The sequence below is a fragment of the Alicycliphilus sp. T452 genome, assembly GCF_054512775.1.
Genome location: NZ_JBTNEH010000018.1, coordinates 14214 through 28430 on the forward strand (window position 1 = coordinate 14214; position 14217 = coordinate 28430).

General features: G+C 67.1%; 14 protein-coding genes and 1 pseudogene. 5 read left to right on the forward strand and 10 right to left on the reverse strand.

Annotation, left to right across the window (positions count from 1 at the left end; genetic code table 11):
• Window positions 1-88: 88 nt before the first annotated feature.
• On the forward strand, window positions 89-2008 hold the full coding sequence (locus ACX12L_RS15845; RefSeq protein ID WP_024539912.1) for a heavy metal translocating P-type ATPase: 1920 nt from the start codon (window positions 89-91) through the stop codon (window positions 2006-2008).
• Window positions 2009-2202: 194 nt separating this feature from the next.
• Here ACX12L_RS15845 and ACX12L_RS15850 read toward each other — a convergent pair whose 3' ends face one another.
• The 9 genes and pseudogenes from ACX12L_RS15850 to ACX12L_RS15890 form a co-directional block, all read right to left on the reverse strand.
• The gene (locus ACX12L_RS15850; RefSeq protein ID WP_416400190.1) at window positions 2203-4200 is read right to left on the reverse strand and encodes a DUF3363 domain-containing protein; all 1998 of its coding nucleotides are present in this window, start codon (window positions 4198-4200) and stop codon (window positions 2203-2205) included.
• A gap of 460 nt (window positions 4201-4660) precedes the next feature.
• Entirely contained in the window at window positions 4661-5260 is a 600-nt protein-coding gene (locus ACX12L_RS15855) for a S26 family signal peptidase (RefSeq protein WP_459263454.1), read from the reverse strand.
• Window positions 5257-5802 (reverse strand): DUF2840 domain-containing protein, encoded by a 546-nt coding sequence (locus tag ACX12L_RS15860; RefSeq protein ID WP_168727656.1) that lies wholly within the window; start codon window positions 5800-5802, stop codon window positions 5257-5259. Before ACX12L_RS15860 ends, ACX12L_RS15855 begins: the two co-directional genes overlap by 4 nt.
• On the reverse strand, window positions 5799-6083 hold the full coding sequence (locus ACX12L_RS15865; RefSeq protein WP_059401222.1) for a hypothetical protein: 285 nt from the start codon (window positions 6081-6083) through the stop codon (window positions 5799-5801). Before ACX12L_RS15865 ends, ACX12L_RS15860 begins: the two co-directional genes overlap by 4 nt.
• Window positions 6080-6280, reverse strand: a pseudogene (locus ACX12L_RS15870) (ParA family partition ATPase); the annotation flags it as partial. The gene ACX12L_RS15865 and the pseudogene ACX12L_RS15870, both read right to left, overlap by 4 nt.
• Window positions 6281-6619: 339 nt before the next feature.
• The gene (locus ACX12L_RS15875; protein ID WP_226217076.1) at window positions 6620-7393 is read right to left on the reverse strand and encodes a replication initiator protein A; all 774 of its coding nucleotides are present in this window, start codon (window positions 7391-7393) and stop codon (window positions 6620-6622) included.
• Window positions 7394-7479: 86 nt separating this feature from the next.
• Window positions 7480-7761, reverse strand: coding sequence for a helix-turn-helix transcriptional regulator (locus ACX12L_RS15880; protein ID WP_168727653.1), 282 nt, complete (start codon window positions 7759-7761; stop codon window positions 7480-7482).
• Window positions 7762-7844: 83 nt separating this feature from the next.
• A complete protein-coding gene (locus ACX12L_RS15885; RefSeq protein WP_416400193.1) occupies window positions 7845-8606 on the reverse strand; it encodes a DUF2285 domain-containing protein in 762 nt (253 codons plus the stop codon).
• A 293-nt stretch (window positions 8607-8899) separates the two neighbouring features.
• Window positions 8900-9247, reverse strand: coding sequence for a DUF2958 domain-containing protein (locus ACX12L_RS15890; protein WP_324529409.1), 348 nt, complete (start codon window positions 9245-9247; stop codon window positions 8900-8902).
• Window positions 9248-9462: 215 nt separating this feature from the next.
• Here ACX12L_RS15890 and ACX12L_RS15895 point away from each other — a divergent pair, with 215 nt between their 5' ends.
• A complete protein-coding gene (locus ACX12L_RS15895; RefSeq protein WP_024540109.1) occupies window positions 9463-9753 on the forward strand; it encodes a helix-turn-helix domain-containing protein in 291 nt (96 codons plus the stop codon).
• 357 nt (window positions 9754-10110) lie between these two features.
• Here the strand turns inward: ACX12L_RS15895 and ACX12L_RS15900 are convergent, their stop codons facing one another.
• A complete protein-coding gene (locus ACX12L_RS15900) occupies window positions 10111-10425 on the reverse strand; it encodes a DUF736 domain-containing protein (protein ID WP_024540110.1) in 315 nt (104 codons plus the stop codon).
• Between the two features lie 855 nt (window positions 10426-11280).
• Here ACX12L_RS15900 and ACX12L_RS15905 point away from each other — a divergent pair.
• The 3 genes from ACX12L_RS15905 to chrA all read left to right on the forward strand — a co-directional run bounded on the left by ACX12L_RS15905 (window position 11281) and on the right by chrA (window position 14160).
• Window positions 11281-12330, forward strand: coding sequence for a DMT family transporter (locus ACX12L_RS15905; protein WP_024540111.1), 1050 nt, complete (start codon window positions 11281-11283; stop codon window positions 12328-12330).
• 274 nt (window positions 12331-12604) lie between these two features.
• Window positions 12605-12934: a PadR family transcriptional regulator gene (locus ACX12L_RS15910; RefSeq protein ID WP_244957569.1), complete on the forward strand. Its 330-nt coding sequence runs from the start codon at window positions 12605-12607 to the stop codon at window positions 12932-12934.
• Window positions 12931-14160, forward strand: coding sequence for a chromate efflux transporter (chrA, locus tag ACX12L_RS15915; protein ID WP_024540113.1), 1230 nt, complete (start codon window positions 12931-12933; stop codon window positions 14158-14160). The genes ACX12L_RS15910 and chrA overlap by 4 nt, the downstream gene beginning before the upstream one ends.
• The last annotated feature ends 57 nt before the right edge of the window (window positions 14161-14217 follow it).

Sequence of the window (14217 nt, forward strand, 5' to 3'; positions counted from 1 at the left end):
GCGCCGCTCACTCCACGAGCAGCACACCGCCGCGCCCGGCGGCGGTGGCTGCCCCTGTCCCGCTTGACCACCTTCGGAGGCCAACCCCATGAACAAGATCAACGCATGGATCAACGGCCGCTGGACGACTCCCGCCTTGTCCGGCCTGCTGATCCTGGCTTCATTCACCGCATCCAAGGGCTACGGCGCTGCCCTGGCGGCCCAGTGGCTGATGGTCGCCGCCGCCTTCGTCGCCGGCGCGCCCATCGTGCGCAACGCCGTGCGTGCGCTGGCCGTGCGCCATATCAGCATCGACCTGCTGGTGAGCATCGCCGCCGTCGGCGCCCTCGTCATCGGCGAGTACTGGGAGGCGGCGGCCGTCACCTTCCTGTTCGCCATCGGCCACGCGCTGGAATCGGCCACCCTGAACAAGACCCGCGCGGCGCTGGCCGAGCTGATTGCCGTGGCGCCGGACACGGCCATCGTCATGCGCAAGGGCGAGCAGGTGGAAATCCCCGCCGCCAGCGTCGCCATGGGCGAGGTGGTGCTGGTCAAGAACGGCGCCAAGGTGCCGGTCGATGGCGAGGTGATCGCCGGCACTGGCGCGTTGGACGAGGCATCGATCACCGGCGAGTCGATCCCGGTGGAAAAGTCCAAGGGCGACCACGTCTTCGCCGGCACCATCTCGCGCGGCGGCTTCCTGCAGGTGCTGGCCACCGGCATCGGCGCCGACACCACGCTGGCGCGCATCATTCACCGCGTGGAAGACGCGCAGGACGCCAAGGCGCGCACGCAGAAATTCATGGACCGGTTTTCATCCTGGTACACCCCCGCCGTCGTCGTGCTGGCGCTGCTGGCCGGCCTCATCAGCGGCAGCGTGGTGCTGGGCCTGACCCTGCTGGTGGTGGCCTGCCCCGGGGCGCTGGTGATCTCCATTCCCGTGTCCATCGTCGCCGGCATTGGCCGCTCGGCACGCGACGGCATTCTGATCAAGGGCGGCGAGTTCCTGGAGATCGCGGCCAAGATCGACGTCGTGGCCGTGGACAAGACCGGCACGCTGACCAAGGGCCGGCCGCAGCTCACCGACGTGGTGGCGCTGGCGCCGGGCGTGGACAAAAACCAGGTGCTGGCCTGGGCCGCGCGCGCCGAGGCCGGCTCCGAGCACCCGCTGGCGCGGCCCATCCTGGAAGCGGCGGAGCAAGCCGGCATCCCGGTGGCCGCGCTGCCCGAGCACATCGAGCCCGTGATCGGCAAGGGCATCACCGCGCGCGTCGATGGCAAGCGGGTGCTGATCGGCAACCTGGCCTTGCTGGAGCAGTTCGGCGTCGCCGATACCGTGGGCGCGGACCGCCAGGCGCACGAACTCGCCACCCAGGGGCGCACGCCCATGATCGTTGCCGTGGACGACCAGGTGCTGGGCGTGATCGCCGTGGCCGACGAGATCCGGCGCGACGCCGCCGCCATGGTGGCCGCGCTGCACAAGGCGGGCGTGAAGAAGGTCGTCATGCTCACCGGCGACGTGAAGCCGGTGGCCGATGCCGTCGCCGCCGCCACCGGCATCGACGAGGTGCACGCCGGGCTGCTGCCCGAGGACAAGCTCGACATCGTCGCCCGCCTGCAGCGGGCCGGCCACGTCGTCGCGATGGTTGGCGACGGCGTCAACGACGCGCCAGCGCTGGCCACCGCCGACGTCGGCGTGGCCATGGGCGCAGCCGGCTCGGCCGTGGCGGTGGAGACCGCCGACATCGCGCTCATGGGCGACGACCTGCTCAAGCTGCCCGAGGCCATCTCGCTGGCGCGGCGCACGCTCTCCAACATCCGCCAGAACATCGTCATCGCTCTAGCGACCGTCGGCCTCCTGCTGACCGGTGTGCTGATGGGTGGGGTGACCATGGCCGCCGGCATGCTGTTCCACGAAGGCTCGGTATTGATCGTGATTGCCAATGCCATGCGGCTGCTGCGGCGCGCGACACCGGCGCACTCAGCGCCCTTGTCGACAGTGGCGAGAGAGTCGGCTCCATCCATTTGAGCGGTGCACATGATCGTTGCCTCGGCCTCTGGCATCTCGGTGCCAGAGGCCTTGTTCCCATCCCAGCCGCTGCACTGCCGCAAGAATCTTGCCGGAACCTGAGTGTTCGATGAATTCAGAAACAAGAAAGGACGAAATTAATGGGCACAAAACCCTCTTGCAGCTTGAGACTGCACGTTATGTTCTCGCTCAGTTCATCTGATCGACATCCCACGTCCCCGCCCCATATCCCACGACGCAACGCCATCGCGCATAGTCGTCGCAATCTGCTGCCCCAGCCGCTGCTCGATCACCGGCTTCCACGGCACCAGGCTGAACCCCATGCCGTCATCAAGCATGGCGTAGCGTCCGCTGGCAAGCATGACGGAACGCCTGTAGATCCCCGCCACGCGCCGGCCGTCGGCCACCGGGCGATGCTCTAGGCCAGTTTCTGCGGCAATATCCTTCGCGACCTGGGCCAGTTCGCGGCTGCGCAGCGTGTTCAACAGATTGCGGGCGAGGATGACGCGTTGGCCGCGTCGCTCGACCAGTCCCTGTTCGGCGAGGAAATCGACCCGCTTCTGCAGTGCGTCCTTGACCTCACTACCAAAGCCCAGGCCACCCAGCCCTAAGCCGCCACCGATCAGTTGCTGGTCGAGCCAGGTGGCTCCGATCACGCGGGCCTGCCGCTCGATGGGCAGGTGCGATTTCAGTTCCACGGCCACGCCGCCCAGGCGCTGTGCGTCGTAGCGGCGGCCCTGCTCAGCCAGGTCGTCCGGTACCTTCCATAGACCTTCGGTGACACGCTCCACAATGCCGGCGCGGCGCAGGGCTTCGAGCCGGCGGACGTGGGCCGCGACGACCTCCTGCGGGTCGCGTCCGGGCACCGCCTGACCCTGCGCGATGGCGAGGTGGTGGTCGGTGCGGTACAGGCCATCATTCGCCAGCGCCGCGATATTCTTATCGGCCGCGCGCATGTCGGCCGACCCCTTCACCTCCACCACGGCGCCGGTCGGATAGTTCGCCAGTTCGACGCGGGCGTTGAGCGCAACATAGTGGGCTTTGCCGTCCACCCCGTCGATGACCAAATAGCCCCGGTCGCGCAGCTCGTCAGCCAGCCCCTTGGCGGCCACACGGCCGATGACCCTGCGACCATCGTCGCCCGGCTCGAATACGGCCAGCTCGCGAGGCTCGCCATTCATGGCTCGCTGCATGGTGCGGATGATGTCGCCGCGCTCGCCCAGGGCGCGCAAGGTCTTCTCCGCATCCGAATGGACTGCCCAGGTGCCGGGCTGCACTTCATCGGCCAGGCCCAGACGTTGCAAACGCTGCAGGCGGCCGATCAGCAATAGGCGCTGGCGTTGCAGCCGCGGCTCGTTGAAGCGTTCAATCTGCACTTGACCGCCGTCGCCAAGCTCGCGCTTCAGCGTGCGATCCAGGCTCGTCCACCGTTCCTGCTCCACCTCACACTGCAAGGTCTGCTGGATCTCCAGCTCGGTGCGCGGCCCCAGCCACTCGGTCGCCAGCTCAGACGCACGATGCCGGAAGCCATCGGCGATGTAATCGCCCGCGATGATGAGATCTTTGCCGGTATCGTCGCGCCCGCGCACGATCAGGTGGGTGTGCGGGTTGTCGGTGTTCCAGTGATCGACCGCCACCCATTCCAGCCGCGTGCCCAGGTCGGCTTCCATTCGATTCATCAGGTGTCGCGTGTAGGTACGCAGATCTTCCAACTCGGCCCCATCCTCGGGCGAGACGATGAAGCGGAAATGGTGCCGGTCGTCGGCGCAGCGTTCCTTGAAGGCATCCAGATCGGCGGCATCGGTCTGCGGCCCATAGGCCCGGCCCGGCTCGCCATCGCGCCCCACGCCATCGCGCTCGATGTAGCGCAGGTGCTTGGCGAGCGACTGCGGACTGGCCTGGCGCTGGTTGACCAACAGCGTCTTGATGGTCACACGCCGAGATAGGGGCGTCAGCTTCGCGCCTGCGAAACGTGCCGCCGTATGGCCGCGCCCGAGGCGCGAGCCGGGTCGCTGGCCAGCGTGCTGGCCGTTGCCACCGGACGCGGCGGGACGGCGCGTCGCCGACTTGCCGCTGCTGGCCTTGCCGGCCTGCCTGAGCACCTTGGAAACGAAGCTCTGGCCTTGGCCCTTGCCCCGGTTCTTCGGGGCGCTGGGGCGCACGCGGAAATCGTCGTCGCGGCGGTCGGTCATGGCTGCGCTCCCTGCAAGTTCTGGCCGAAGTTGTGGCATAGGCGGTCGTGCGAAGCACGCGGACATGCCTGCATCGGCGCGGGCCTCGCGCCCCACGCGGCACGGCAGCAAAGCCGCTCCGTGCCGCGCCACCCCCACGTGCAGACAGGATTTCGACGCGGCCCAGTGCCGCGTCCTTTTGTCTTGCCTTCCGCCTTTGCCCCTCGCTGTCGCTCCGGGCGTCGGCGGCCCGGCGGCGCTGCGCTGCTTGCAGCCAGCGCGCCGGCCAACGCGCAGACCAGCGCGATGAGGGCCGCAGCCCAGGCGCGTTCGAGGCAAGACGCCTGCACGTTGGACGGCTGCGCCGAAGGCAGCGCGAGGTGCGGTGCGAATGCACCCGCACTGCACGCGCGACGACACGTGGAAAGCCACCGGACTGGCACGCCTGATAGCACGATGACGCGCAGTGAATCGGCGCCCATCATGGCCGTGTCTCCAGCCAGACCGGTCGCGCGACGCCGATCACGGCGGACGCGCTGACCGGCCCGAAGTACCGGCTGTCGAACGACGCCGGGTTAGTCACACTGAGCAGGAACAGTTCGCCGGGTTCAAGGCGACGGCATTGCTGCCAGGATGGCAGCGGCCGGCCCCAGCGGTCGGCAGGCAGCACGGCAGCCGAAGGCATGCCGTCGATGCGGACAACGCGGCCAGTGATACACACCTCCTGCGGCGTGACGGCACCCACGCGCTTGAGCAACGGCACGCGCGCCGGCAGGTAGCCGCGCTGCGCGGCCAGCGCGGCAGCGTCTGGCGGCAGCGTGGTCAGGACGATGCTGCCCACGGACAAAGGACGTGGCAGCGAGTCAATGCCGTGGCCCTGCGGATCGACGCGATACCAGCCGACCGCCACGCTGTCGGACGGGTTGTAGATCAGGCGCGGCAGCGGATGCACGAAGGACGCCCAGGCCAGCGCAGCGAGGCCACAGGCGGACAAGCCCGCCAGCACGAGTCGAGCGCGCAGGCGCGAGCGAGGACGCGGCGGACTGCTGGTTGCACCGGCAGCGGCGGATGGAAGCGTCATGGCAGCGCCCTCCCGGTCAGCCAGGCGGCGTGCCGCTCGGCGGTGTATTCGGGCAGCGGCAAGCGTGCGGCGAGCCGGTTGGCAAGCGTGCGCCAGTACGCGGGCGAGACGGCGACTGGCGCAATGCCTAGCGCCTCGATGGCGTCGATGCGCTCCAACACGGCGCGCACCTGATCCTCGCCCTCGGCGTGCAGCAGCAGGCGCGCGCCCGGCTGCACGCCGGGAATGCGCTGCGCCGCATCGAGCGGCGTGCAAGCCTGCATCACCATGAGCTGCCAGCGAATCGTGCCGTAGTCGTTGGCCTGCCAGCGGATGCGGCAGAACATGGCGCCCGGCAGGAACACCGCGCAGCGCCGCCAGCGGTCGAGCTGGCGCGTGCGCGCAGGTTCGCCGAAGCGCAGGTAGAGCTTGAAGCGCGGTTCGATATAGGCCAACGCCACGCGCGTCAGCGGCGCGCTGGCAGACTGGACGGAAGGGGCTGCGAGCGCAGCGGTGGTCGCGAAGGCAATGGATACATTGGCAAGCGAAGCGGATGCGTTCATGGCGTGTTCTCCCTGCGGTGTTCTGAAAACTCGCGCTCCAGCAGGCCGCGCAGCAGGTCGGCCACGGTCACGCCTTGCGTGAAGGCCGACACCTTGATGCGCGCCCGCATGGCGGGCGTGATGTCGAGGGTCAGGCGGGCGGTGTAGAAGTCGCCCTTGCCCAGCGCATCGGCGTCACCCTGCCGAATCCACGCTTCTGCGTGCGGATTCGCAGGCGGACGCGCGCCGATGCCGACGCGCTTTGCTGCGCGTTTGCTGTTCGGTGGCGGCTTTGCTGTCATGTCGGCCACCGCAGCAGTTCATCCACCAGGGCGGTGATTTCGAGCGCGGCGGCGCTGTCAGGCGCCGTCTCGCGTGCAAGCCGGCCAGCGGCCACGCTGTCGGCGAACACGATGCGTTGATGCACTTCCGCGCGCAGCGCGGGAAGCGGCTGGTCGGCGAGCGCGCCGCGTGCCTCGCGTCCGATCACAGTGGTGCTGGCGTGGTCTTGCCCACGCCGCCTTTTTGGTTCAGCAGAGCGACGATCATGGCGCGGCCCTCCAAGCTGGAAAGCCTTGCTTCGATTCGCCTGCAAAACCTGTTATCTGGTGGCTGAGATTGCCTGCCGTTTCTGGCCGCATGGTGGTTGTCCACCGCAGCGGCGTTGCTCTACTAAAAGTTAGAGAAATTAAGTTAGGGAAGTTAGAGGGCGCGCAAACCCAATGCTGGCGCGGGTTTGCGGCCGATCGGCACGCCTGATAGCACGATAGTCCCACGCCCGATAGCACGATACTCCGCACGCCTGATAGCACGACACCATCCACAGGCTCTCCCGGAGTTATCCCCGTGCCGTTTGCGGCACGGGCCGGAAGGTCAGCAGCTCCATGCCGTTGTCCGACATCCGCTCGATACCCAGGACGTAGCCGGGCAGCGACTGCCGCGCGACGAGCGCGCGCAGGTCGCAGGCGAAGTCGTAGGGCTTCGCGGTGCTGCCGGATTTCTGGTGCAGGTAGCGAAAGTCGAACTGCCAGCCGTGCGCCTGCCTGCCGCCGTGCTTGCGCACCAGGCGGTACAGCCACCGCTCGATGCCGCCGGTCAGCCGGAAGTACGCCGGGTCGATGGTCAGCACCAGGGCCGCATCGAACACGCCCGCATAGAACCAATCCGGCAGGATCAGCTCGATGCCCAGCGGCGTGCCGCTGGCATCGGCCAGTTCCTTCCACTCGTTGATCCACGAAAAGCGATGCAGGCGCCGCCCCGTCGTCTCGCGGATGGAGGTGGCCACCGTGGTCGATTGCAGGCGATCCAGCGCGGCCTTGAGGCGCTGGTAGTCGCGCAGCGACTTGCCGCGCCCGATGAAGCGCAGGATCTCGTAGGGCGTGGCGCGCATCAGCCGCGACGGCCGCAAGCCTGCGTCCTTGGCTTCCACGATCTGCGAGGCCGCCCAAATGAGAATGTCCGCATCCCAAATCGTGGCGATGCCGTGCTCCTGCGTGCCTTCCACGCGGATCGTCACGTTGCCAGCACGGAAGTCGATGGGCTTGACTCGCTTCGACTTGCCGAGCGAGAAGAACGGATAGGCCATCAAGTCCTGGCTGTCGCGCGGCGCCATGTCGCCGGGCAAGGCGCGGAACAGGTCGAGCTGTTCGCGCTCCTGCGACGGTTTGGACACGGCGGAGGCCACCCGCGCGCCGCCGATCAGCGCGCACGGCTGTCGGCCGAGTGCTGCTCGGCGTATTCGGGATCGGAAGTCGTCTCGAAACTGCGGTCGGCCGCCCAGGTATCGAGATCGGCCACGGCGTACATGACACGCCGGCCGAACTTGCGAAAACGCGGGCCGCCGCCGATCACGCGTTGCTTTTCCAGCGTGCGCGGCGACAGGCGCAGGTAGTCGGCGGCTTCGTCGTTGGTGAGATAGCGTTGGGGCTGCGCGGCAGCGGTCGAGACAGCGGCGGCAGGCCGCAAGGGAGCGGGACGCATAGTGTGAACCTCCATCGGTTGAAAACGCCCGGCCACACAGCGCAACCGGATGGAGGCAGTCTCAGAAAACGAGGCCCCTCTGCTCAGGGTCGTTTTGCGTCGCCTTCAAAACGACCCTTCTCAAGCGGGGGCAGTTGTGCTAGGCGGCGATAGCCGCCGCGCATCAGCGCATCGCCGCGCCGCACCAGGCGGCGCACCTTGGAGCGCAGGCCGCCGTCGCTGTACCAATCGGCCACGGCGTCGGCACCGAACAGCCCTTCGCCGACCTCGCGCAAGGATGCGCCCGCCAGGGTGGCGTCGAGTGCATGCAGGGTGTGCAGTTCCAGCAGTACGGCGGGGGGCGGCCTGGGCCGGGCCATTGGCGCGGGCGTGTCGGGCGCATGCGTGACCCCGCGACCGCGATAGGCATAGGCCACGGCCATGCCGTCTACCAGGCCGGGTGCCAGCACGAAGCGCTGCCAATGGCCGGGGCTTCGCGCGATCAGCATCAACCCCTTGCCGTCGTGCAGCAGTTGCTTGTGGCCGGGGATGCGCCAGAGTGTGAAACGTTCGGCATCTATGGGCGGATCGGCATCCGGGTAGAGCTGCACCACGGCATCGTGGCCGGGCAGCCAGGCCGGTTGCGCGTCGCGCGCATCCAGTGCCGGATCTTCCAGCAGGCGCAAGCCCCAGCGCCGCGCCGCCTGCTGCGCCGCCCGCGGCCGGCGGCGATGGCGCAGCCAGTCGAGCCGGTAGTCGGGATGCCTGCGCAGATACTCCCAGGCGAGCGCGAGCGCATCCAGCCAAAGGACATACAGGTACGCAGCGGTCGGATACCAATGCGCGACGTGGTGAGGATCGACCATGACGCCTCCTCCTGCGAACAGGAATCGCCGCCACGGCAGAACTACGCGCTACATCGCCGCCGTCGAAACATCATGGGTTGAGAAGGTGGATGGATCTGTCTGACTGGCTCCGATGTGTTGCGGTTGCCGCGGCGGCAGTGTCCCGACCATGGGACGCCGTACAGACCAAGCTATCGCAGCCCGCTCCGGGCATCATGGCTATTTGGATCAAACTGGAGCGGCTATGCCGCAAGAATCCCGATTGAGACCCGCACGGCATGACATCAGACTGAAAAAGTCACAGTAAGCCGAATTCAGTCCGGGATGGCTCCATCACGCTCGGCCAGCCGGGTGTATTCCGACAGCGTGCGCGTGGGACGGAAGTAGAGGTCACGCATCACAGGCTGCTGGCGCGGCCCGACAATGCCGGCCAGCTCGGACAGCTTGACGGTGCCTTGCGCCGGCATCCCGATACTCAGGTCGATAAGACCCCAGGCGGTGTCGCCATCAGCGGGATCGAGCGCCGCCAGCAACCAGGTGACGTGCGCGTCCGGCGTGAACAGCCGAACCACGGGCATCGGATCGATGTTTTTGCCAGCGGCGCGGGCCTTCCCGTGGGCCAGCAACTGTGCACGCTCGTCATCGGAGGTGAGCCGGTTCACGGTGTTTCCTTCAGGCCGCACGAATCCGCCAAAGCGTGAAGGTGGCAAGCCGCATCAGCGGATTTGTGGAGAAGCACGATTGTGATTCCATGGATCGGCGCTTTCGTCGAGAACGGCAAATGCGGATTTCTGTAGAAGCACAAAGCAGCGAGGCTGCGGCGAATGAGTTAAAGATAACGTGGTTTTAATTGTGCTGCGACTCGACGCTTCTGTCTATGCAGAAGCGATCCGTTCAGCGCGGCCGACCGGCTGGCTCCACCACCCATGACGCCGAGTTGGCTCACGCCTTCGGCGCGGCGGTGCGTGCGCTGCGGATGGAGCGCGGAATTGCGCAGGAATCACTGGCGCACCAGGCCGGGATCGAGCGTTCGCACATGGGCAAGATCGAGCGCGGCGAGCATATGCCTACGCTCGCGATCATCTTCAAGATCGCCGGCGCGCTCGAATGCAGCACAGCGGTGCTGATGAGCCAGACCGAAGGCCAACTCGCAGGGAATCTCTCGTAGCCGCTGGCCTGGCCGATCCGGCGCAAGCCGGTTCGGCGGCGTCGAGGGGCGCCAAGCTTCGCGCGGCGGGGATAGCCGCAAGGCTTTCCCCTGGAGGCAAGCAAAGCGCGCAGCGCCGCAGGCGCGAAGGCGTGAGGGATTGAAGCCGAATGGCCGTGACAGCGCAGCCGGCACGGGGCCCAGCCCGAAAGCCCGACGGCGCAAAGCACAGGCACGCCATACTGTCCTTGTCGTCATAGTCTCAACGCATTTGGAAGCAGGCCGACACGGACAACGCTCCAGTGACGATGTTGCCTTCATGCCGTGCTGCGAAAGCAGCACTGCGCCCCGCCGCTCGGGCGGGGCGCTGGGCGGCCGTCAGGCCGCCTGGGGTTTGCTGCGCGACCAGATCAGCGTGTGCGTGCCGTCTTCCTCCTCGATCAGCCGGGCATAGACCGTGGCCGGAAACGAAGGGTCGTCGAGGGTCACGGACACGTAGGGCCGTTCGGCCTTGCTGACCTTTTTCCATGCCGCGCCGATGTCGAAGCCTGCCGCCTGCACGCGGAAATCCGGGGCGTGCTCGTTGTCCCCCTTGTCGTTGGGAACCAGCTTGGCCTTGATGTTGAGGGTCAGGGTGCGCAGCGTGCCGGTGAAGCCGTCTTTGTCCGCGGTGAAGGTGCCGATGGTTGCCATGATGAATCTCCTTACGGTTGAACAAGGTTCGCGCCCATCGCGTCCTTGTTGTGATCCGACCGGCGGGGGACGGGCGGGCTGCACCGCTTGCGGGCGCAACACAGTGAAGCACCTGCAAGCCCCAATAATTTGTCCCGCGAGGAATGTGCGCAGCACAGGGGAAATTATTTGGGCTGGAAGGTTGCAGACATGAAGCCCGCGCCACCGCCAGGATTCACAACAACACAAGAACGCCATGGGCCGATCCAGCTCCGAAAGGAGGCATGGCCAGCTCGGCATCCCCGCACAACGACTCCAACGGCACGCCCTCTGACTCGGGCAAGGCCAATCCCCAACGACTGGCGGCAACGCACCCTGCACCGTGCGGCGGCCATGCTTGAGGCGTGGTTAGGAACTCCAAAGCAAGGCCGGGTGGCCATATCCGTGAATCCGCGAGAACCGTCCTTCGTGACGACCAGACAACGAACCGCCAGCGTCGAGGGCGGCACGTATTTATGCAACCTGCGACAGCAAGCCCCGGCGTATCCGCCAAGTCCTGCCCGAGTGGTGGGGCGCTGGCCTGGCCGATCCAGCGCGAGCCGGTTCGGTTCTCCCCCAGGGGCGCCAAGCATCGCGCGGCGGGGATGGGCCTTGCGCCGATCCCCTGGAGGCAAGCAAAGCGCGCAGCGCCGCAGGCGCGAAGGCGGGAGGGATTGACGCCGAATGGCCGTGACAACGAAGACGGCACGGGGCGCAGCCCGAAAGCCCGGCGGCGCGTGCGCCGGCCCGCCCTTTGCAATCGGCCGCTCACTGGAATTGCAACCATTGAATCCGGTGTAAGGTGACATTTTCGACGACTGATTCATCGGCTGATCCATGATGGGCCATCCCTCGATCCTCGCGGCTCTGGGGGCCGCGCTGCTGTTCGGCGCCAGCACACCTTTCGCCAAGCAGCTTGCGGGCGACATTGCTCCGATCCTGCTCGCCGGCCTGTTGTACCTGGGCAGCGGCATCGGCCTGTGGCTGGTGCGCCTCATCAGGGATCGCGGCTTCGCCGCGCCCGGCCTGCCTGCACGGGACTGGCCCTGGCTGCTCGGCGCCATCGCCAGCGGTGGCGTGCTCGGCCCCGTGCTGCTCATGATGGGTCTGGCCCATACCTCGGCGGCCGATGCGTCGCTGTTGCTCAATCTGGAATCGGTGCTGACGGCGGTGCTGGCGTGGGTGGTGTTCCGCGAGAACGCCGACCGGCGCATCGTGCTGGGCATGCTCTTCATCGTGGCGGGCGGCCTGCTGCTGGCGTGGCCGCGCCACGGCGACACGCCATCAAGCAGCACGCTCGGCAGTCTCGCCGTGGCGGGCGCCTGCCTATGCTGGGCAGTGGACAACAACCTGACGCGCAAGGTATCGGCCGCCGATGCCGTTTTCATCGCGGGCACCAAGGGGCTGGTGGCCGGCATCACCAACCTTGCGCTGGCGATGGCGCTGGGCGCCACGCTGCCCGCCTGGCCGCGCATGGCCCAGGCCATGAGCGTCGGGCTGGCAGGCTACGGAGTCAGTCTGGTGCTATTCGTGCTGGCGCTGCGCGGCCTCGGCTCCGCGCGCACAGGGGCGTACTTTTCCACCGCGCCCTTCATCGGCGCAGTCATTGCCATCGCCGGCTTCCACGAGTCGAGCACGATGGCGTTCTGGCTGGCGGCCGCGCTGATGGGCGCCGGCGTCTGGCTGCACCTGACCGAGCGGCACGAACACCTGCACACGCATGAGCCGCTGGATCACACCCATCGACATGTGCATGACGAACACCATCGCCATGCACACGACTTCCCGTGGGACGGCGTGGAGCCACATTCGCATCCGCACCGGCATGCGCCCATCACGCACAGCCATCCGCATTTCCCCGATGTGCATCACCGGCATAGCCATTAGCGCATGTAAGACCTGGGCCTGACCGAGCCGGCGTAACCGATCGACGCTGCTGCAGGAACGCCAGGCACAGCGCGGCGGGGATGGGCCTTGAGCCAATCTCCCGGAGGCAAGTCAAGCGCGCAGCGCTGCAGGGGCGAAGGCGTGAGCAACTGTCTTGAAAAGTCAAGTCTCCCAAGCGCGTACGGTCAGGCTCATCCCCCCGGCATGACAGCGCACCGACAACATTGAGCGCCCATGCAAGTGATATTATCGAATTTCGTTATCGTAATTCGATATGAAAGAAAAACCAACACCGCGCGCCATGGAGCACCACGACCTGCTGTCGGGGCTGATCCGCCTGCACGCGCTGCACCACGCGGCCGAACAGGAGGTCTACGGGCAATGGATGATCGACGAGCTGGCCCACCACGGCTACCGCCTCTCTCCAGGAACGCTGTACCCGATGCTGCACAAGATGGAGCGCGATGGCTATCTCGTGTCGCGCCAGGAGCGTGAGGGGCGCACCGTTCGCAAGCTCTACTCAATCACGCCCAAGGGCAAGGAAGGCTTGGCACTCGCCAAAGAACGCATCCGGGAGTTCACCGGGGAGGCAATGCACAAATGACAAACCTCCCCAACACCATCCAACGGGATACCGCTGCCGCACGTGGCACACCGGTCGAGGTCTTTGGCGCCTTCCTCAAGCTAGGGTTGACCTCCTTCGGCGGGCCGATCGCGCACCTGGGCTACTTCCGCTCGGAGTTCGTCGAACGCCGCCGCTGGCTGGATGACCGCAGCTACTCCGATCTGGTCGCCCTATGCCAGTTCCTGCCGGGGCCGGCCAGCAGCCAGGTGGGCATGGCGCTGGGGCTGGGCCGCGCGGGCTGGCCGGGATTGCTGGCAGCCTGGGCAGGATTCACGTTGCCATCAGCGATTGCGCTGATCCTGTTTGCCTTCGGCATCGCCGAGTACCAGGGGCTGGCCCAGTCCGGGTGGGTGCATGGGCTCAAAGTTGTGGCCGTGGCCATCGTGGCGCAAGCCGTGTGGGGAATGGCCAAGTCGTTGTGCCCGGATCGTCCGCGTGCCGCTCTGGCCATTCTGGCGGCACTGCTGACCATGATCCTGCCCTCCGCTGCGGGACAGATCGCCGCCATCGCGGTGGCGGGATTGCTGGGCTGGTGGGGCTTGAAGATCGCACAGCCCGGCGGTGGCCAAGCCCACAGCTACCCAGTCTCGCGCAAGCTGGGCATCGTTGCGCTGCTGTTGTTCGCCGCACCGCTCGTCGGGCTGCCCCTGTGGGCTGCCGCCACGGGCTCGTCCACGATAGCGCTGCTGGAAGGGGTGTATCGCTCCGGCGCGCTGGTCTTCGGCGGTGGGCACGTCGTGCTGCCGCTGCTGCAGGCCACCGTGGTGCCCAGCGGTATTGTCGGCAATGCCGACTTCCTGGCCGGCTACGGTGCGGCGCAGGCCGTGCCAGGGCCGCTGTTCACGTTCTCGGCCTATCTCGGCGCCATTGCACAGGGGCCGCTGCATGGCTGGATCGGTGGCCTGGCGCTGCTGGGCACCATTTTTCTCCCCGCCTTCTTCATGTTGGTCGGCGCGCTGCCGTTCTGGGATGGACTGCGCCACCGCGCGGGCATCCAGACGGCCATGGCCGGCATCAACGCCGGCGTGGTCGGCATCCTGGTGTCGGCTCTGTATGACCCGGTGTGGACGAGTGCAATCTACGGCAAGGCGGATTTTGGGCTGGCGTTGCTTTCGTTCGGGCTGCTGACGGTGGGGCGGGTACCGCCAGCGCTCGTGGTGCTGCTGGCCGGGCTGGCGGGCTGGGTCTTGGCGATGGGCATCTGAAGCTCATTTCACTGGTGCGACAAGAAGGAGCCAAAGCCCCACGATCAGCGCAGCCCC